We start from the raw sequence: 17,828 nt of genomic DNA on the forward strand, positions 1-17,828 counted from the left end.
CGCTCTCTAAGATGAGCAGGTCGCTTCCGGAGAATCCGTATGAATACTCAATCCATAAGCTCCAGTCATGTCGGTAATCTTCCTGTCTCTGTCCCCGCTTCGACCACCGGTGCCGCACCTGGCGCCACGCTGAATTCAGGCGCCGATGCGGTATCGGCGTTCCCCTTTCCCCGCGATACCCTCAAAGGCTGGATCCAGGAAAAAGTCTGGAACGAGACCAATCAATGGGTCGATCCGGACAAGGTTTACCTGCATCGCTTCTCACCCGCCGCCAGTACCCGCAACGGCAGTGCCGTCACAGGCTGGGAGCATCGTGCAAAGCCCGAGTCGTCGATGACACTCACCGAGGCCGTCGCCAGTAATTTTTTCTCGGCCGAACGCTACGGGGTGGCCGGCAAGGCCCAGGCCGTGGCGCACTTCGTGTCTTCGAACACCAGCCCGTTTTCGTTGTTCGACAGCGAGAGTGTGCCGGATTTTTTCAGCCGGCTCGGTCGTCTGGTGCTGGATCGAACGGGGCCGGGTTATCTCTATTCGAAAATTCATGACGATGTGCCCAATGCCAGGGAGACGTGGCGTGACCTGGATTCAGTCTATGGCCTCTACCTGGATGGCCCGGGCAAGGGCAAATACGATGCGGACAATCAACTGCGAATCAAGCCCAGTGAGTTATTGAAACTGGTCCGAGAGGGCGATCTGCAGAAGAAAGTGACCGCCAGGCTGGATGAATTCTGGACGCAGCATGGCAGTGAGTGGCGGGCGTTGGCCAAGCAACAGTTTGTGATGGAAGCCCGTGCTGCGCGGGCCCTCAACCAGCAGGATCCGAGTCAGGGGCTCAGCCCACAGGCCTACGCCGGTGTCATGAAGGCCGCCGCGCCCAACGTGCCGCTTGAAGGGCCGGTCACGAAAGCGCAGTTGCAGGCAGAGGCCGCGCCAGAGGGGGACGTCAAGGCGTTATGCTTCGACATCAATGGCTATCGATCCAACGACATCCTGCGTTTTGTGACCAAGGATGGCGCTGAAACCTTGTGTTTTCCTGGGGGCAAGCCTGCCTTCAAAACATTCAAGGACCGCGCCGCAGTGGATCAATGGGTGGTGGAGCAGAGCAGGGACCCTGTCAAGGCAGCGGCGCTGGAAGAGCATTTTGCGTTGCGTGATCGCCAGCAGGGTGTATTCGGTGCCCTGAGTGTCAACGGCGTAGACAGTACCTTGAGTAAGATCGGCACGGGCGCGATGGCGGCCAATGACAGTCATATCAATACCCGCAACGTCCCGATTGGCGGTGATGTATTCACCTTCATGGCCAATCAGACACGTCAGCGTATCAACGACGACGCAGACACTGAAATGAAGTCCAACGCCGAAGTCTACAAGGACGATGCGTTAGGCATGCTGCAAGCGGGCAACGCGGTGTTTTCCATTCCCATGGCATTGCTCGGTCCGATTGGCCTCGCCCTGGGCGCTACCTCATACGGGGTTCAAGTGGGCATGGAAATCGACCAGGCCGTTGAAGGCGACACCCAGGCCGAGCGCAAAAGCGGTTTGCATGCCGCCGTAACGGATGTGGCGACCATGGCGTTTTTCCATGCACTGGGCAAGGCCGCCCCCACTGAGGGCGACTCCGCTGGCCAGGCAGGCGCACAAACGACGCAAGGTGAAACCGGCGGCGCGCGCGGTGATAAACCGTTTTTCAACTATCGGCGGGTAAACGGGCAAATCGGTGTGCTGATGAGTCCCAATCAGCCTCCTCGATTACCCGCCGTGCAGGAGGGCCAATTGAACCCCTTATGGGATTCATCCATGGACATCTACCTGCAGCCCGGGTCCAAGCGTCCCCGGGTACAGCCCACCTATGAAATAGTGGCAGACGCTCCGGTCACGCCCAAGAAACCGAGAATCGACGAGTCGGAAACCGAGCTGTCGGACGATGAACGCTCGCCTTCTTCCGTCGACTCGAACGCCACATCGTCCGGGGATTATGAGGCGTATGACGATGACAGCGTGCTCAAGACCAATCCGTTCAAAGCCAGCGTCAGCCTGCCTGCCGGCGGGTATTTCAACAGTCGTGGCATGATTGAGCGCACTGACGTGCCGAAGTTGTATCGCGTCGAAAAGGCCGACCGCGTAGAGCGTCGGGGCGATCCGGAAGATACGGGGTTTCGCGATTCGAATTTCTTTTCCGGTCCGGAAAAGATGATGGATGGCAACGTCGTGGTCGCCTCCCGCTCAAAGGAGGCGGCGAAGTACTTTGGTGAAACCGAATTCGCCGGCCAATACAACCTTTACGAAATCGACAGTCGTGGCATTCCCGTCGTGTCCTTCAATGAAAATATCGATGCCAATCCCCAGTTCGTCGAAGCGCGCCAGTGTGTGGCCTCAGGCACTATTGAACGCCTGCGCAACGAAGGCCGCTTGCGCGAGTTTGCCGACGATGCTTATCAGTTCGATGAAGTGCATGTGGACAATGATCAGTTGTCCAGCGCGAGGATCACCAGGCTTTCCCGTCACTGAGTGTGTTTCACTTTGGCGGTCTGTGAGCTAGGGTGGATGTTCGCCTGTAGCGAGCAGTGTTTACCTGGACTTGGAGAGTCGCATGCACTTAGGAAAAGTCACCCCCATCCTGCGGATTTTCGACGAGGCCAAGGCGTTGGAATTCTACGTCGACTTCCTGGGGTTCAAAGTGGACTGGCAGCATCGCTTCGAGGCCAATTTTCCGTTGTACCTGCAGGTGTCGCTGGGTGAGTGCGTGCTGCATTTGTCCGAGCATCATGGCGATGCGTCGCCGGGCGCTGCGGTGCGGATACAGGCGCAAGGAATAGACGCTTATCAGCAGCAATTGCAGGCCAGGAACTATCGTTACGCCAAGCCTGATGTGGAGCAGACCCCCTGGGGCTCGCGGGAGATGAGCATCAAGGACCCGTTTGGGAATCGGCTGGTGTTTGTCGAGGAAGGGGAGGGCTGAGGTAAATCGCAGGCAATAAAAAACCGCCTTAGTAGGGCGGTTTTTTTTGCAATCCAGTTAGTGGCTGGATTGCTATCATCAAAGATGCATTGACCTGCAGGCGGATATTAACCCTGGTCTTATCATCATGCAAGATTGAACGATGTCCTGCCCCCCCTTCTTTATGGGACTCCATAGGAATGATCCCTGTCGCAAAATTTTGCAATAGATCCCCCGAACAATACTGAGTATTTGCCCAGCGCTTGTCGCACCTTCCCGCGGAGTTTTGGGTAGGCTCCATTCGTTCTGAGTTTGTCGCTTTCAGGTGCGCCGGGTACGCGCGCGATTTTTTGGACCGACCGCCACGGGCTAGTAATCCGTGCCGGATTCAAGCGGGGGGCCCATCAACCCGGCCGCCTCAAAGATGCATTGACCTGCATCCGAAGGCCCACATGTTCCGGTAAGTGTGCTGGAGGTAAGGCCTGACTCACGGAGGGCCGAGTATGTCTAAGTTTGCACGACGTGCGTGGAACCTCGTAGTGAATGCCGTGCATGTTTATCATGTTTGGAAATTCCTACGGGACAGCTTCGATGACCTTTAAGGTCTAATGAAGTGGAGCCGCCTCGGTTTAGATCGAGGCGGCTTTTTGTTTTTTACACCCGGAAATGACTGACCATCTGCTGCAACTGACTACCCAGCCGCGCCAATTCCACGCTCGACTTGGCCGTCTCGTCACTGGCCGTAGCGGTCTGCTCGGATACATCGCGCACATTCACGATGCTGCGGCTGATCTCTTCGGCCACGGCGCTCTGCTGTTCGGCGGCCGCTGCAATCTGCTGGTTCATCGACTGGATGTTCGACACTGTACGGGTGATGTTTTCCAGGGATGCACCGGCTTTGCGCGTGAGGTCCACGCTGCTGTCGGTCAGGCTGCGGCTGTTGTTCATCGCGTTGGCCACTTGCTGGGTACCGTTCTGCAAGCCGGCAACCAGGCCTTCGATTTCCTCGGTGGATTTCTGCGTACGCTGGGCCAGGCCACGCACTTCGTCGGCCACCACGGCGAACCCACGACCGGCTTCACCGGCACGGGCTGCTTCAATCGCCGCGTTGAGGGCCAGCAGATTGGTCTGTTCGGCCACGGCCTTGATCACATCCATCACACTGCCGATCTTGTTGCTCTCTTGTTGCAGGTGTGTCATGGCGTCGGTAGAGCGTGCCACTTCGGCCGCCAGGCGTTCGATCTGGGCGATGGCCTCGGCCACCACCTTGTCGCCCGCGCGGGCTTGACCATCAGCATCGGCAGCGGCCAGGGAGGCCTGTTCGGCGTTGCGTGCCACTTCCTGCACGGTGGCGGTCATTTCATGCATCGCCGTGGCGACCTGGTCGGTCTCGATCTTCTGGCTGTTGACGCCGGCGCTGGTTTGCTCGGTCACGGCTGAGAGCTCCTCGGCCGCGCTGGCGATCTGGGTCACGCCGTCACGAATGCCGCTGATCAGTTCACGCAAGGTGGTGCCCATGCGCTGGATGCCTTGTTGCAACACACCCAGTTCATCACGGCGGGTGACCTGGATGTTGTGGCTCAGGTCGCCGGAGGCAATGCGCTCGACGACAGCCAGGGTGTCTTGCAGCGGGCGGGTGATCTGGCGGGTGATGACCCAGGCCGCGATGATGCCCACCAGCAGGGCCAGCAACGTGCTGATCAATTGCAGGCTGCGGGCCTGGGCGCTTTCGGCGTCGCGGCGGTCCAGCTGGATGTCGTAGAGCTTGTCGCTGATGGTGACGATATCGGCGCCCTGGGTGGTCATTTCAGCGCGGGCGGCCACGATGTTGGCGTTGGCGGCTTTATAGCTTTGTACCGCGCTGCGATAGGCACCCAGTGCGGTTTCCAGCGCGCTCAGCGCGGCCTGTTGGCTGCTGCCGAAGACGGCATTGAGGCTTTTCAGGCCGGCGATGGTTTTTTCGATTTGTGCGGCGGCACGGGCTTCGTTTTCTGCGTTGACGTTGTTGGTGTAACCACGCACTTCGTAGCGCGCCAGCAGGAACTCTTCCTTGGCATTGGACACGGCCTGGAACTGTGCGAAACGTTCCGGGCTGTCGGGCATCTGCTGCACGTTGGTGTCCAGTGCATTGATTTGTGCGTTGGCGATGTCGGCCTTGTCGCCCATGACCTGGCGTGCGGCGTTGCCGTTGCGATAGGCCTCGCGCATTTTGTTCAATGATTGCTGATACGCCGTAATGACGGCTTTCTGTTGATTGAGCAGCTTGACGTTTTCAGGGCTCTTGAAGCTGTCCAGCAGCTTTTGTTGCTTGGCGGCAAAGGCGTCAAGGCTGGTTTGCACGTTCTGCGCCACGTCTTCATCGCCATTGGCCAGCATATATTGCAGGCGCACAATACGCAGTTTGGTCAGTGAGGCGTTGAGCTGAGTGATGTCGCTCATCCAGTTGCTGCGATCGATCAGGCCGCCCAGGCTGGTCCAGCCGGTGAGTGCCAGGATCGAGGTGAGGACAAGCACCAGGCCGAAGCCCAGGCCCAGTTTGAGGTTGACGCTGATGTTACCGAACCAGCTGTTCATCTAATGCTCCGCAAGAGTGATGTCTGTTCGCTGGACGATGTTGTTTTGTTGGAGCCAGCCAAAGTGTGTAGCGCTGTATCGGCGGCAGGGCGTGAATCTGAAATACTTTTATCGGCGCAGTGAAAAAACGTTGCAGGTGCGGTAATGGAAGCGGGTGTGCGGGGCTCATCACGCGTCGGACTTGTGTGCTAGTCTGCGGGCCCTTTTAGTTTTGGATGGCGCAGTAAACAGCGTTGTCCTACAGCGGAGCCTCTTCATGTCCGAAGTTAATCTGTCCACCGACGAAACCCGCGTCAGCTACGGTATCGGCCGTCAGTTGGGCGACCAACTGCGCGACAACCCGCCACCGGGCGTAAGCCTGGACGCGATCCTGGCCGGCCTGACCGATGCGTTCGCAGGCAAGCCAAGCCGTGTTGACCAGGAGCAAATGGCGGCCAGCTTCAAGGTGATCCGCGAAATCATGCAAGCCGAAGCCGCTGCCAAGGCTGAAGCTGCCGCAGGTGCGGGCCTGGCATTCCTGGCTGAGAACGCCAAGCGTGACGGCATCACCACACTGGCTTCCGGCCTGCAATTTGAAGTCCTGACAGCCGGTGATGGCGCCAAGCCAACCCGTGAAGATCAAGTGCGCACTCACTACCACGGCACGCTGATCGACGGCACGGTGTTCGACAGTTCCTACGAGCGCGGTCAGCCTGCAGAATTCCCGGTTGGCGGCGTGATCGCCGGCTGGACCGAAGCCCTGCAACTGATGAATGCCGGCAGCAAATGGCGTCTCTATGTGCCGAGCGAACTGGCTTACGGCGCTCAAGGCGTTGGCAGCATCCCGCCGCACAGCGTTCTGGTGTTCGACGTCGAGCTGCTCGACGTTCTGTAAGACCTGTACCTGTAGGAGCGAGCTTGCTCGCGAAGAACGTCAACGATAACGCGTAAAGCCTGGTTCAACGCGCTGCCTTTGTTATCTTCGCGAGCAAGCTCGCTCCTACATTGGCTGTTGTTTCTCATGGATGGAACTTGCCATTGAGCTCCGTCGCCGGGCGCAACGCCCGGGCATAGCAGAACAGAAACAGATTCCTCACCACTTCCTTCAGCACCCCAGGCTCACTGGAGCTCAGGCCATTCACGTCCAGGTCGCCCTGGTCCTGCAGTTCATTCAGCGCTTCTTCTTCAAGCACCGCACAGACTTCGCCGGTTTCCCGATGCAGGATTCGCAGGTACGGATGTGGACGGTCCAGCCAGGCATCTATCAAATAAGTCATGGTCGTTCTCCTTGATGGGTTTCAATGAGAATAATTCTTATTCGTAGAATAGCAAGTGTCTATTGGCGGTTTACGATTTTTTGTGTGGGTATTTGAGACAGGTCAACGGGAGGGCAAAGCGCCATCCCGCAGCGGGTGCGGGATGGATGCAGCAGATTCAGACTTTGCGCACGAACTCGGACTTGAGCTTCATCGGACCGATGCCGTCAATCTTGCAGTCGATATCGTGGTCGCCGTCGCACAGGCGGATATTCTTGACCTTGGTGCCGACCTTGACCACCAGGGAGGTGCCCTTGACCTTGAGGTCCTTGATCACGGTGATGGTGTCGCCGTCCTGCAGGACATTGCCCACAGAGTCTTTCTTCACGGTTTCATCGCCCGCTGCTTCGGCCTCGCCAGTGGCGGACCATTCATGGGCGCATTCCGGGCAGACCAACTGGGTGCCGTCTTCGTAGGTGTATTCGGAATTGCATTTCGGGCAGGGTGGCAACGTGCTCACTAAAGCTCCTTGAGAGTCAGGATGGCTAAAAGTCGCACATTATATAGGGTTTTGTGGCCTTGCAGGCTGTATGACATTCAAATGTGGGAGGGGGCTTGCCCCGATTGCGGTCTGTCAGCCACCTTATACATTGGCTGACCTACTGCTATCGGGGGCAAGCCCCCTCCCACAGGGTCCTGCGGCGCTGGTGCTTTAGTGAGTGCGGGCGACCGCAAACTCACTCAGCTCAACCAGCGCATCCCGGTATTCGCTGGCGGGCAGGGCGTCCAGGCACTTGATCGCACGGGCCACGTAGTCACGCGCCAGTTGTGCGGTGTACTCCAGCGAGCCTGACGCCTCGACGGCGGCACGGATGGCCTCCAGGTCTTCGATGCCGCCTTTCTGGATCGCCTTGCGCACCAGTGCAGCCTGTTCCGGCGTGCCTTCGCGCATGGTGTAGATCAGCGGCAAGGTCGGCTTGCCCTCGGCCAGGTCGTCACCGACGTTCTTGCCCAGGGTTTCGGCGTCGCCCTTGTAGTCGAGCAGGTCATCCACCAGCTGGAACGCCACGCCCAGGTGATCGCCAAAGGTGCGCAGGGCCTCGGCCTGCTCGGCGGTAGCGCCGCACAGCGCGGCGGCGCTGTGGGTGGAGGCTTCGAAGAGCATCGCGGTCTTGCCGCGAATCACTTCCATGTAGGTTTCTTCGGTGGTGCTGGCGTCGCGTACCTTCGACAGCTGCAGCACTTCGCCTTCGGCGATGATGCGCGTGGCCTGTGAAAGAATTTTCATCACCGGCATCGAGCCCAGTTCAACCATCATTTCGAACGAGCGCGAGTACAGGAAGTCGCCCACCAGCACGCTTGGCGCGTTGCCCCACATGGCATTGGCGGTCTCGCGGCCACGGCGCATGCCGGACATGTCGACCACGTCGTCATGCAGCAGGGTGGCGGTGTGCAGGAATTCGATGGTGGCGGCCAGCAGGCGCAGGTCATCGCCTTCGCGGCCCAGGGCCTTGCCGCACAGCAACACTAATAAAGGACGCAGGCGCTTACCGCCCGCCGACGTAATATAGTCGCCAATTTTGGAGACCAGCGGCACTTTGGACGTCAGCTGCTGCTTGATGATGCCGTCGACGGCGCTAAAATCGTCCGCGACCGCGCGGTAGAAAGCTTGGGGTTGCATCAGCGACAGTCGCTCCAGAAGGGTTGCGCGGCATGCTAGGACCCTGACCCCCGGGTGTCAAGGCGCGATAGACGGCCCCTTGCAACACCCATTTACCTTGCGTACAATCGCGCACCCTGAACTTCCTGGGCAGCACCTGCCTTACGCAATTGCATTCGGGACGTCCATCCCATGCAGCCATGCCAGCCAATACCTCTTCTTATAAAGCGCTGGGTGAGCAGGATTATCGGAGAAATACCATGTCGTACGCAGTAATTGTTACTGGTGGCAAGCAATACAAAGTCGCCCCAGGTGAATACCTGAAGATCGAAAAACTGGAAATCGCCACTGGCGAATCCGTGACGTTTGATCGCGTTCTGTTGGTCGCCAATGGCGATGACGTGAACATCGGCGCTCCAGTTGTTGCTGGCGCTACCGTTGTGGCTGAAGTGATCTCCCAAGGTCGTCACGATAAAGTCCGCATCATCAAGTTCCGTCGTCGTAAGCACCACATGAAGCGTATGGGCCACCGCCAGTGGTACACCGAGATCAAAATCACCGGTATTCAGGCTTAATTTCAGCCTAATTCCTCACTAGGAGAATTGACTCATGGCACACAAAAAAGCTGGTGGTAGTACCCGTAACGGTCGCGACTCAGAAGCCAAACGCCTTGGCGTGAAGATGTATGGCGGCCAGAAAATCATTCCGGGCAACATCATCGTGCGTCAGCGCGGCACCCAATTCCACGCCGGTTACGGTGTTGGCATGGGTAAGGATCACACCCTCTTCGCGAAAATCGAAGGCGTGATCAAGTTTGAAGTAAAAGGCGCGTTCAACCGCCGTTACGTGAGCGTTGTCGCCGCTTAATTGCGCGATCGCTGGAAAAGCCCTGTCTCGCGACGGGGCTTTTTCGTTTATGGGGTGAGTCTCTTGCAAAGCTGTTTGTGATGGGCTCCGGGGCTGGATTTGCGGTCGCTGATTGAGGTCGCTACGCTCATTTTTGCAAGAGTCTTATGTCTTGGTTTCTTAAGCTCGTCCGTGCGGCGAGAGGCGTTTTGTTATGAAGTTCGTTGATGAAGTTTCCATCCGAGTAAAAGCAGGCGACGGCGGTAACGGTTGCATGAGTTTCCGTCGCGAAAAGTTCATTGAAAACGGTGGCCCCAACGGCGGTGACGGCGGTGACGGCGGTTCCATCTACATGATGGCCGACGAAAACCTCAACACCCTGGTCGACTACCGTTACACCCGGCACTTTGATGCCGAGCGTGGCTCCAACGGCGGCAGCACCGACTGCACCGGTAAAAAAGGCGAAGACCTGGTACTGCGCGTACCGGTCGGTACCACGATCATCGACTCCGCGACCCAGGAAGTAATCGGCGACCTGACCAAGGCCGGCCAGAAGCTGATGGTGGTGCAGGGCGGCTGGCACGGTCTGGGTAACACCCGATTCAAGTCCAGTACCAACCGTGCGCCACGCCAGACCACCCCTGGCAAGCCGGGCGAGCAGCGTGACCTCAAGCTGGAAATGAAAGTACTCGCCGACGTGGGCCTGCTGGGCCTGCCGAACGCTGGCAAAAGTACCTTCATCCGCTCGGTCTCGGCCGCCAAGCCGAAAGTCGCCGACTACCCGTTCACCACCCTGGTACCCAACCTGGGCGTGGTCAGTGTCGACCGCTGGAAGAGCTTTGTGATCGCCGACATCCCAGGCCTGATCGAAGGCGCTTCCGACGGCGCAGGCCTTGGGATTCGCTTCCTCAAGCACTTGTCGCGCACCCGTCTGCTGCTGCACCTCGTCGACATGGCGCCACTGGATGACACCAGTGCAGCCGACGCCGCCGAAGTGATCGTCAGCGAACTGACCAAGTTCAGCCCGGCCCTGGCCGAGCGTGATCGCTGGCTGGTGCTGAACAAATGCGACCAGATCCTTGAAGAAGAGCACGAAGAGCGCGTCAAGGAAATCGTCGACCGCCTGGAGTGGGAAGGTCCGGTCTACGTGATCTCGGCCATCGCTAAAGAAGGCACCGAGCGCCTGACCCGCGACATCATGCGTTACCTGGAAGACCGCGCCGACCGCCTGGCGGCCGACCCGGTATTCAAGGCCGAGCTCGCCGAGCTCGACCAGCAGATCGAAGACGAAGCCCGTGCCCAGCTGCAAGCGCTGGACGACCAGCGTGCCCTGCGCCGCAGCGGCGTGAAGTCGGTGCATGACATCGGCGACGATGATTGGGACGAAGAAGACGTGGATGACGAAGACGGTCCGGAAATCATTTACGTGCGTGACTGATTCGTTGCGATAAACTTGAACGCCGCTCCCTTGGAGCGGCGTTTTGGTATCCGGGTATAACGTTATGGGCGGCGCTGGGTCGCGCGGCCCTCACTCTAAGGTTGAAGATGATGCGGAGCAAAGTGACAGGTGCGCAGCGCTGGGTCGTAAAGATCGGCAGCGCGTTGTTGACGGCGGATGGCAAGGGCCTGGATCGCACGGCCATGAGTGTCTGGGTCGAGCAGATGGTGGCCTTGCATGAGGCCGGAGTCGAGTTGGTGCTGGTATCGTCCGGGGCAGTTGCCGCCGGGATGAGCCGCCTCGGCTGGACCGCGCGACCCAGCGCGATGCACGAACTGCAAGCCGCCGCCGCCATCGGCCAGATGGGCCTGGTGCAAGCCTGGGAGTCCAGCTTTGCCGAGCACGGTCGCCACACGGCGCAGATCCTGCTGACCCATGACGACCTGTCCGACCGCAAGCGCTACCTCAACGCCCGCAGTACCCTGCGCGCGCTGGTGGAGCTCAAGGTCATCCCGGTGATCAACGAGAACGACACCGTGGTCACCGACGAAATCCGTTTCGGCGACAACGACACCCTCGCCGCGCTGGTAGCCAACCTGGTGGAAGCCGACCTGCTGGTGATCCTCACCGACCGCGACGGCATGTTCGACGCTGACCCGCGCCACAATCCCGACGCCCAGCTTATCTACGAAGCCCGTGCCGATGACCCGGCGCTGGACGCCGTGGCCGGCAGCGTCGGCGGCGCCCTGGGCCGTGGCGGCATGCAGACCAAGCTGCGCGCTGCGCGCCTGGCCGCGCGTTCCGGGGCCCACACCATCATCGTCGGTGGGCGCCTGGAGCGCGTGCTGGATCGCCTCAAGGCGGGCGAGCGCATCGGGACGCTGCTGTCGCCGGAGCGTGGCATGCTGGCGGCGCGCAAGCAGTGGCTGGCCGGGCACCTGCAAACCCGTGGCACCCTGGTGCTGGACGAAGGCGCGGTATCGGCGCTGTCCCAGGGCAACAAAAGCTTGCTGCCGGTGGGCGTCAAACGGGTGCAAGGCAGCTTCCGCCGAGGCGAGATGGTGGTGTGCGTGGCGCCGGATGGTCGTGAGATCGCCCGCGGCCTGGCGAACTACAGTGCCCTGGAAGCGCAGAAGATTATTGGACAATCGTCCGACGCGATTGTCGGACTCCTGGGTTACATGGCTGAGCCGGAACTGGTTCACCGCGACAACCTGATCCTGGTTTAACCAAAGGAATACACGATGCGTTTAGTGACAGGGCTGCTCGGCCTGCTGTTGGCCATGCCGCTGTTGGCCTCGGCCGAAGAAGTCGGCCAGGTGTCGACGGTGTTCAAGATTGTCGGTCCCAATGACCGGATCGTCGTCGAAGCGTTCGATGACCCCAAGGTCGACGGCGTGACGTGTTACCTGTCGCGCGCCAAGACCGGCGGCGTGAAAGGTGGCCTGGGCCTGGCCGAAGACCGCGCCGAAGCCTCGATTGCCTGCCGCCAGGTCGGCCCGATCAACTTCAAGGGCGAACTCAAGGACGGCGATGAAGTGTTCAAGGAGCGCACCTCGCTGGTGTTCAAGACCATGCAGGTGGTGCGTTTCCTCGACAAGAAGCGCAATACCCTGGTGTATCTGGTCTACAGCGACCGCCTGATCGAAGGCAGCCCGCAGAACGCAGTGACGGCGATTCCGATCTTGCCGTGGCCAACCGCGCAGTAACCGGCGGGCGAGTTTTTCAATCGGCATCTATGATTGCAGGCTTGTGGTCTGTAATCTCGAAGGGCTGCAATGCGAAGAACATGGGATATCTGGAGTTCGTCATGAGTGCTTTCCACGACCTGAAACTCAAAGCGTTGGACGGACAAGAGCTGCCGCTGGCGCCCTTCAAGGGCCAAGTCGTGCTGGTGGTCAACGTCGCCTCCAAATGCGGTCTGACCCCGCAGTATGCGGCCCTGGAAAACCTCTACCAGCACTATAAAGACCAGGGTTTCACCGTGCTGGGCCTTCCGTGCAATCAGTTTGCAGGCCAGGAGCCGGGCACCGAGCAGGAGATCCAGGCCTTCTGCAGCCTCAATTACGGGGTGACGTTCCCCCTGGGCAGCAAGCTTGAGGTGAACGGCCCCGATCGTCACCAGCTGTACCGCCTGCTGGCGGGCGAGGGCGCTGAGTTTCCAGGCGATATCACCTGGAATTTCGAAAAATTCCTGCTCGGCAAGGATGGCCGTGTACTGGCGCGCTTCTCGCCGCGTACGCCGCCGGATGATCCAACGGTCGTCCAGGCCATCGAAAAAGCCCTGGCCTGATCCTCACTGTAGGAGCGAGCTTGCTCGCGAAAATCGCCAACGGTGACGCGTACACTCAGGATTTACGCGCCGCCCTCCGATTCTTCGCAAGCAAGCTCGCTCCTACAGGTATTCGGTTGTTTTTATCGCCTTAATCACTCAGATCAATAGTGCTACCCAGCAAGCTTGGGCGCGCATATTATCCACATCATAAATTCGCCTCATGTGGAGTGCTCCATGCCCGTCCAAGCCTTGTTCAAACCTTTCCAGCTCGGTGCACTGCAACTGTCGACCCGCGTGGTCATGGCGCCGATGACGCGTTCGTTTTCACCCGGCGGCGTACCCAATTCCAAAGTGATCGAGTACTACCGCCGTCGCGCCGCCGCCGGTGTGGGCCTGATCATCACCGAAGGCACCGTGGTCGGCCATCAAGCCTCCAACGGCTACCCCAACGTGCCGCACTTCTACGGCGAAGCGGCGTTGGCCGGTTGGAAGAAAGTCGTGGATGCGGTTCACGCCGAAGGCGGCAAGATTGTGCCGCAGTTGTGGCATGTGGGCAGTGTGCGCCGTATCGGTACCGAACCTGATGCCAGCGTGCCGGCCTATGGCCCGATGGAGAAACTCAAGGATGGCAACGTTGTCGTCCACGGCATGACCACCCAGGACATCAAGGACGTGATCAATGCTTTCGCCCAGGCTGCCAAAGATGCCCAGGGCATCGGCATGGACGGTGTGGAAATCCACGGCGCCCACGGCTACCTGGTCGACCAGTTCTTCTGGGAAGGCAGCAACCAGCGCACCGACGAATACGGCGGCAGCCTGGCCAACCGCTCACGTTTCGCCATCGAACTGATCCAGGCTACCCGCGCGGCGGTCGGCCCGGACTTCCCGATCATCTTGCGTTTTTCCCAATGGAAGCAGCAGGACTACACGGCGCGCCTGGTGCAAACCCCCGAGGCGTTGGGCGAATTCCTCAAGCCGTTGTCCGACGCCGGCGTGGACATTTTCCACTGCTCCACGCGCCGGTTCTGGGAACCGGAATTCGAAGGTTCCGACCTCAACCTGGCCGGCTGGACCCGCCAGTTGACGGGCAAGCCGACGATTACCGTGGGCAGTGTCGGCCTGGATGACGAATTCCTGCAGTTCATGGTCAACACCGATAAAGTCGCGCAGCCGGCCAGCCTTGAAAAACTGCTGGAGCGCTTGAATAACGACGAGTTCGATCTGGTCGCCGTGGGCCGTGCGCTGCTGGTAGACCCGGATTGGGCAGTGAAAGTGCGCGAGGGGCGTGAGGCGGACATTCTGCCCTTCAGTCGTGAGGCGTTGACGAGCCTGGTGTAAGCGGCGACAAGACGGGCACCGGTTGCCCGTCATTGCACGCACCACGTAACTGGCGTTCGAACTGCTCGACAATTGCCGGCCAGCCCTGGCGGCTGGCATGTTGTCGGGCATTTAAGCGCGCTCGGCGCAAGGTCTCGCGCTCCTCCAGCAGCCAGACGGCCGCGTCGCAAAATGCGTTTTCATCCCCCGGCATCGCCAGCGCACCGTTGTAGCCATGGCGAATATGCTGGGTGGCGGCCGCCTGGTCGTACGCCACCACGCCCAGCCCGGACGCCATGGCTTCCAGCACCACATTGCCGAACGTTTCGGTGAGGCTCGGAAACAGGAACAAATCGCCCGAGGCGTAATGCCGTGCCAGCTCTTCGCCGCGCCGGGCGCCGCAGAACACCGCTTCGGGCAAGTCGCGCTGCAACAGGCCGCGCTGCGGGCCATCGCCGACAATGACCAGCTTCAGCCGCCGCGAGGGGTAAGTGCTCTGCAGCGCATCGAAACAGCGCTTGAGCAGCCCCAGATTTTTCTCTTGGGCGAGGCGTCCTACGTGCAGCACCACGATATCGTCGCTCCCCACACCCCAGCTTTCGCGCAGGCTGTCGTCGCGTTTCGCCGGATGGAACAGCTGGCTATCGACTCCCCGGGACAGCATCCCGAGACGCTCGAAATGCCGACGTTCCAACTCAAGGCGCTGACTCGCGCTCGGAACCAGCGTCAATGTCGACCGGTTATGAAACCAGCGCAGGTAATGGGTGACCAGGCGACTCAACAGACTCAAGCCGTACTGGTTCGAATACTGTTGAAAGTTGGTGTGGAAGCCGCTGACCACGCTGATGCCCAGGCGTCGCGCCGCGCGTAACGCCGACAGGCCCAGCGGCCCCTCGGTTGCGATGTACAACACATCCGGGCGCTGACGGGTCCAGCGTCGCAGCAGCTTGTGCATCGACGATTGGCCCCATTGCAGCCCTGGATACCCCGGCAACGGCCAGCCACGGCACAGCAGCAACGCATCGTCACTCGGCCGGCTCTGGTCGACACCCTGGCGGGGGCGCACCAGTTCGATTTGATGGCCGCGTGCGCGCAAACCATCGCACAGGCGGCCAAGGGTGTTGGCCACCCCGTTGATTTCCGGCGGGAAGGTTTCGGTGATCAGGGTGATGTGAAGCGAGGCTGTCGTCATGACCCACAGTGTCCCTGCGGGCCATGTCGTCATTGTGTCACTGCGATGATGGATTTATGACCGGGCTACCTGCTGCCCCGTCATCGCCTCGGCACCTTGCTCGCGCACCCAGAACAACGTGGCCCCGGCGACCGCCGCCGGCATCATCAGCAGGTTGACCACCGGCACCAGCAGCACCAGGTAGACGACTCCGCCAAAACTCATGCTCTGCCAGCGTTTCTGGCGCAGCCAGGCGAGCATTTCGTTCCAGCCCAGCTTGTGGTTGTCGGCCGGGTAGTCGATGTATTGGATCGCCATCATCCACACGCCGAACAGCAGCCACAACGGCGCGGCAATCAGGTTGACCACTGGAATGAACGACAGGATGAACAGGCCGATAGCCCGCGGCAGAAAGTAGCCCAGCTTGCGCATTTCCCGGGCCAGGGTGCGCGGGACCATGGCGATCAATTCGGCCCAGCTGAACGCGGGGAAGTCGTCGGTGCCACGCACCACCACCTCGACTTTCTCCGATAGAAAGCCATTGAACGGCGCCGCGATGATATTGGCGAGCATGGTGAAGGTGAAGAACACCATCAGCACCACCAGCGCGACAAACAACGGCCATAACAGGTAATTGAGAAAGCTCAGCCAACTCGGCAGGGTTGGCATCAGGTGGTCAACCCATAGGCTGAACTGGTGCCCGGCAAAATAGATCAGCCCCACAAACAGCAGCAGGTTGATCGCCAGCGGCAGCAGCACAAACAGGCGCAGGCCGGGGCTCAGCACCAGTTTGAGGCCTTCGCGCAGGTATTGCGGGCCGGAAAGAGCGGGGGCGGGCATGGATAACTCCGAGCATAGTGACGAACGGGCCGACCTTACCGGCTTTGTATTCCGGGCGAAAGCGGCGACATCAACGGTAACAAACGCCTCGATTGACCGAGCCGACTGCATAGAGACCACCTATGAGCTGGATTGTTATTCCGTATTTCCTTAATCTTGCCCCCCTCGATACGCTGCACCCATTATTTTCAGGGCCTGCGAGTTCAAGCACTTCCCCAAGTGCTTCGTGGTCCCTTTTTTATTCCAGCCGTCTTGTTGTGCGGACGGTCGATAGGAGTGAGTCATGTCTGATACCCGTCATTCGCGAGTGATTATTCTCGGTTCCGGCCCTGCCGGTTACAGCGCTGCCGTCTACGCTGCCCGGGCCAACCTCAAGCCGCTGCTGATCACCGGCATGCAGGCGGGCGGTCAGTTGACCACCACCACTGAAGTCGACAACTGGCCGGGCGATGTCCATGGCCTGACCGGCCCGGTGCTGATGGAGCGTATGAAAGAACACGCCGAGCGCTTTGAAACCGAGATTGTGTTCGACCACATCAACAAGGTCGACTTCTCCAAGAAGCCTTACAGCCTGACCGGCGACAGCGGCGTGTACACCTGTGACGCATTGATCATCGCCACCGGCGCCAGCGCCCGTTACCTCGGGCTGCCTTCGGAAGAGGCGTTCATGGGCAAGGGCGTTTCCGCCTGCGCGACGTGCGACGGTTTCTTCTATCGCAACAAGCCGGTGGCTGTGGTCGGTGGCGGCAACACCGCCGTGGAAGAGGCGCTGTACCTGGCCAACATCGCCAGCACCGTGACCCTGGTGCATCGCCGCGAAACCTTCCGTGCCGAGAAGATCCTGATCGACAAGCTGCACGCCCGTGTTGCTGAAGGCAAGATCATCCTCAAGCTCAACGCCACGCTGGACGAAGTCCTGGGTGACAATATGGGCGTGACCGGCGCCCGCCTGAAGAACAACGACGGCAGCTTCGACGAGTTGACAGTCGACGGCGTATTCATCGCCATCGGCCACACCCCGAACACCTCGTTGTTCGAAGGCGTGCTGGAAGCCAAAGACGGTTACCTGGTGGTGCAGGGCGGCCGTGAAGGCAACGCAACGGCCACCAACATCGAAGGCATCTTCGCTGCCGGTGACGTGGCGGACCACGTGTACCGCCAGGCCATCACCTCGGCCGGCGCCGGTTGCATGGCGGCCCTGGATGCCGAGCGTTACCTCGATGGTTTGAAAGACGCTTCGTTCTAAGCAGCACTGCAAAAAAATGTGGGAGGGGGCTTGCCCCCGATTGCAGTGTTTCAGTATCAGATGTACTGACTGACACACTGCCATCGGGGGCAAGCCCCCTCCCACATTTTGATTTGTGTATGACTCAGGATTTGCGGGTCAGCGGCTGTGCGCTGAATTTCACACCGGCCAGACCATGGGCGATCAATGCGCGGATATTTCCGTGGTCAGTGCCTTGAGGCGTCGCCACCACTGAACGGTAATGCTCGCCAAACACCAGCAACCCTTCCAGCAACGCCAACCCCAGGC

Annotated in this window: 17 protein-coding genes and 2 pseudogenes; 11 read left to right on the plus strand and 8 right to left on the minus strand. The window is 59.9% G+C overall.

Annotation, left to right across the window (positions count from 1 at the left end):
- Positions 1-39 precede the first annotated feature (39 nt).
- Both BFQ00_RS24905 and BFQ00_RS24910 read left to right on the plus strand, forming a co-directional pair.
- Positions 40-2,508, plus strand: coding sequence for a dermonecrotic toxin domain-containing protein (locus tag BFQ00_RS24905; RefSeq protein ID WP_065935041.1), 2,469 nt, complete (start codon positions 40-42; stop codon positions 2,506-2,508).
- Positions 2,509-2,590: 82 nt separating this feature from the next.
- Positions 2,591-2,959 (plus strand): glyoxalase superfamily protein, encoded by a 369-nt coding sequence (locus tag BFQ00_RS24910; RefSeq protein WP_065935042.1) that lies wholly within the window; start codon positions 2,591-2,593, stop codon positions 2,957-2,959.
- A 633-nt stretch (positions 2,960-3,592) separates the two neighbouring features.
- Here the strand turns inward: BFQ00_RS24910 and BFQ00_RS30560 are convergent.
- Both BFQ00_RS30560 and BFQ00_RS30565 read right to left on the minus strand, forming a co-directional pair.
- Positions 3,593-4,456: a methyl-accepting chemotaxis protein gene (locus BFQ00_RS30560; RefSeq protein WP_370671195.1), complete on the minus strand. Its 864-nt coding sequence runs from the start codon at positions 4,454-4,456 to the stop codon at positions 3,593-3,595.
- 39 nt (positions 4,457-4,495) lie between these two features.
- Positions 4,496-5,512, minus strand: a pseudogene (locus BFQ00_RS30565) (methyl-accepting chemotaxis protein); the annotation flags it as partial.
- A gap of 256 nt (positions 5,513-5,768) precedes the next feature.
- On the opposite strand from BFQ00_RS30565, the gene BFQ00_RS24920 reads away from it, so the two are divergent.
- Positions 5,769-6,386, plus strand: coding sequence for an FKBP-type peptidyl-prolyl cis-trans isomerase (locus BFQ00_RS24920; protein WP_003176055.1), 618 nt, complete (start codon positions 5,769-5,771; stop codon positions 6,384-6,386).
- A gap of 124 nt (positions 6,387-6,510) precedes the next feature.
- On the opposite strand, the gene BFQ00_RS24925 is transcribed toward BFQ00_RS24920, so the two are convergent.
- The 3 genes from BFQ00_RS24925 to BFQ00_RS24935 form a co-directional block, all read right to left on the minus strand.
- Positions 6,511-6,768, minus strand: a complete 258-nt coding sequence (locus BFQ00_RS24925) for a PA4570 family protein (protein WP_003194088.1) — start codon at positions 6,766-6,768, stop codon at positions 6,511-6,513.
- Positions 6,769-6,925: 157 nt separating this feature from the next.
- Positions 6,926-7,267, minus strand: coding sequence for a zinc ribbon domain-containing protein YjdM (locus tag BFQ00_RS24930; RefSeq protein ID WP_065935044.1), 342 nt, complete (start codon positions 7,265-7,267; stop codon positions 6,926-6,928).
- 192 nt (positions 7,268-7,459) lie between these two features.
- A complete protein-coding gene (locus tag BFQ00_RS24935) occupies positions 7,460-8,428 on the minus strand; it encodes a polyprenyl synthetase family protein (protein WP_065883534.1) in 969 nt (322 codons plus the stop codon).
- A gap of 239 nt (positions 8,429-8,667) precedes the next feature.
- On the opposite strand from BFQ00_RS24935, the gene rplU reads away from it, so the two are divergent.
- From rplU to BFQ00_RS24970, 7 genes are all read left to right on the plus strand, one after another.
- Positions 8,668-8,982 (plus strand): 50S ribosomal protein L21, encoded by a 315-nt coding sequence (gene rplU, locus BFQ00_RS24940; RefSeq protein ID WP_003176051.1) that lies wholly within the window; start codon positions 8,668-8,670, stop codon positions 8,980-8,982.
- Between the two features lie 34 nt (positions 8,983-9,016).
- Positions 9,017-9,274 carry a 50S ribosomal protein L27 gene (rpmA, locus tag BFQ00_RS24945; protein WP_003176049.1) on the plus strand — a complete coding sequence of 86 codons (258 nt, stop codon included), beginning with the start codon at positions 9,017-9,019 and terminating at the stop codon, positions 9,272-9,274.
- Between the two features lie 193 nt (positions 9,275-9,467).
- Positions 9,468-10,691 (plus strand): Obg family GTPase CgtA, encoded by a 1,224-nt coding sequence (gene cgtA, locus BFQ00_RS24950; RefSeq protein WP_065883536.1) that lies wholly within the window; start codon positions 9,468-9,470, stop codon positions 10,689-10,691.
- Positions 10,692-10,801: 110 nt separating this feature from the next.
- A complete protein-coding gene (gene proB / locus BFQ00_RS24955) occupies positions 10,802-11,920 on the plus strand; it encodes a glutamate 5-kinase (protein ID WP_065935045.1) in 1,119 nt (372 codons plus the stop codon).
- A gap of 15 nt (positions 11,921-11,935) precedes the next feature.
- A complete protein-coding gene (locus BFQ00_RS24960) occupies positions 11,936-12,400 on the plus strand; it encodes a CreA family protein (protein ID WP_065935046.1) in 465 nt (154 codons plus the stop codon).
- 101 nt (positions 12,401-12,501) lie between these two features.
- Positions 12,502-12,984 (plus strand): glutathione peroxidase, encoded by a 483-nt coding sequence (locus tag BFQ00_RS24965; RefSeq protein ID WP_065885054.1) that lies wholly within the window; start codon positions 12,502-12,504, stop codon positions 12,982-12,984.
- Between the two features lie 216 nt (positions 12,985-13,200).
- Positions 13,201-14,304 carry an NADH:flavin oxidoreductase gene (locus BFQ00_RS24970; RefSeq protein ID WP_065935047.1) on the plus strand — a complete coding sequence of 368 codons (1,104 nt, stop codon included), beginning with the start codon at positions 13,201-13,203 and terminating at the stop codon, positions 14,302-14,304.
- Here BFQ00_RS24970 and BFQ00_RS24975 read toward each other — a convergent pair.
- Both BFQ00_RS24975 and cysZ read right to left on the minus strand, forming a co-directional pair.
- On the minus strand, positions 14,273-15,475 hold the full coding sequence (locus tag BFQ00_RS24975; protein ID WP_065935048.1) for a glycosyltransferase family 4 protein: 1,203 nt from the start codon (positions 15,473-15,475) through the stop codon (positions 14,273-14,275). The genes BFQ00_RS24970 and BFQ00_RS24975 overlap by 32 nt on opposite strands.
- A 54-nt stretch (positions 15,476-15,529) precedes the next feature.
- Complete coding sequence (cysZ, locus tag BFQ00_RS24980; RefSeq protein ID WP_065935049.1) at positions 15,530-16,294, minus strand: sulfate transporter CysZ; 765 nt, start codon at positions 16,292-16,294, stop codon at positions 15,530-15,532.
- Between the two features lie 283 nt (positions 16,295-16,577).
- Here cysZ and trxB point away from each other — a divergent pair, with 283 nt between their 5' ends.
- Positions 16,578-17,540 (plus strand): thioredoxin-disulfide reductase, encoded by a 963-nt coding sequence (gene trxB, locus BFQ00_RS24985; RefSeq protein ID WP_065885058.1) that lies wholly within the window; start codon positions 16,578-16,580, stop codon positions 17,538-17,540.
- Positions 17,541-17,664: 124 nt separating this feature from the next.
- Here the strand turns inward: trxB and BFQ00_RS24990 are convergent.
- Positions 17,665-17,826, minus strand: a pseudogene (locus BFQ00_RS24990) (HopJ type III effector protein); the annotation flags it as partial.
- Between the last annotated feature and the right edge of the window lie 2 nt (positions 17,827-17,828).

It is taken from the genome of Pseudomonas sp. 28 E 9 (assembly GCF_900004785.1).
Lineage (GTDB): Bacteria > Pseudomonadota > Gammaproteobacteria > Pseudomonadales > Pseudomonadaceae > Aquipseudomonas > Aquipseudomonas orientalis_A.

Bases quoted from the DNA above. Each gene is read 5' to 3' on its own strand.
- BFQ00_RS24905 (WP_065935041.1), top strand. From the start codon at position 40: ATGAATACTCAATCCATAAGCTCCAGTCATGTCGGTAATCTTCCTGTC.
- BFQ00_RS24910 (WP_065935042.1), top strand. From the start codon at position 2,591: ATGCACTTAGGAAAAGTCACCCCCATCCTGCGGATTTTCGACGAGGCC.
- BFQ00_RS30560 (WP_370671195.1), bottom strand. From the start codon at position 4,456: ATGGGCACCACCTTGCGTGAACTGATCAGCGGCATTCGTGACGGCGTG.
- BFQ00_RS24920 (WP_003176055.1), top strand. From the start codon at position 5,769: ATGTCCGAAGTTAATCTGTCCACCGACGAAACCCGCGTCAGCTACGGT.
- BFQ00_RS24925 (WP_003194088.1), bottom strand. From the start codon at position 6,768: ATGACTTATTTGATAGATGCCTGGCTGGACCGTCCACATCCGTACCTG.
- BFQ00_RS24935 (WP_065883534.1), bottom strand. From the start codon at position 8,428: ATGCAACCCCAAGCTTTCTACCGCGCGGTCGCGGACGATTTTAGCGCC.
- rplU (WP_003176051.1), top strand. From the start codon at position 8,668: ATGTCGTACGCAGTAATTGTTACTGGTGGCAAGCAATACAAAGTCGCC.
- rpmA (WP_003176049.1), top strand. From the start codon at position 9,017: ATGGCACACAAAAAAGCTGGTGGTAGTACCCGTAACGGTCGCGACTCA.
- cgtA (WP_065883536.1), top strand. From the start codon at position 9,468: ATGAAGTTCGTTGATGAAGTTTCCATCCGAGTAAAAGCAGGCGACGGC.
- proB (WP_065935045.1), top strand. From the start codon at position 10,802: ATGCGGAGCAAAGTGACAGGTGCGCAGCGCTGGGTCGTAAAGATCGGC.
- BFQ00_RS24960 (WP_065935046.1), top strand. From the start codon at position 11,936: ATGCGTTTAGTGACAGGGCTGCTCGGCCTGCTGTTGGCCATGCCGCTG.
- BFQ00_RS24965 (WP_065885054.1), top strand. From the start codon at position 12,502: ATGAGTGCTTTCCACGACCTGAAACTCAAAGCGTTGGACGGACAAGAG.
- BFQ00_RS24970 (WP_065935047.1), top strand. From the start codon at position 13,201: ATGCCCGTCCAAGCCTTGTTCAAACCTTTCCAGCTCGGTGCACTGCAA.
- BFQ00_RS24975 (WP_065935048.1), bottom strand. From the start codon at position 15,475: ATGACGACAGCCTCGCTTCACATCACCCTGATCACCGAAACCTTCCCG.
- cysZ (WP_065935049.1), bottom strand. From the start codon at position 16,294: ATGCCCGCCCCCGCTCTTTCCGGCCCGCAATACCTGCGCGAAGGCCTC.
- trxB (WP_065885058.1), top strand. From the start codon at position 16,578: ATGTCTGATACCCGTCATTCGCGAGTGATTATTCTCGGTTCCGGCCCT.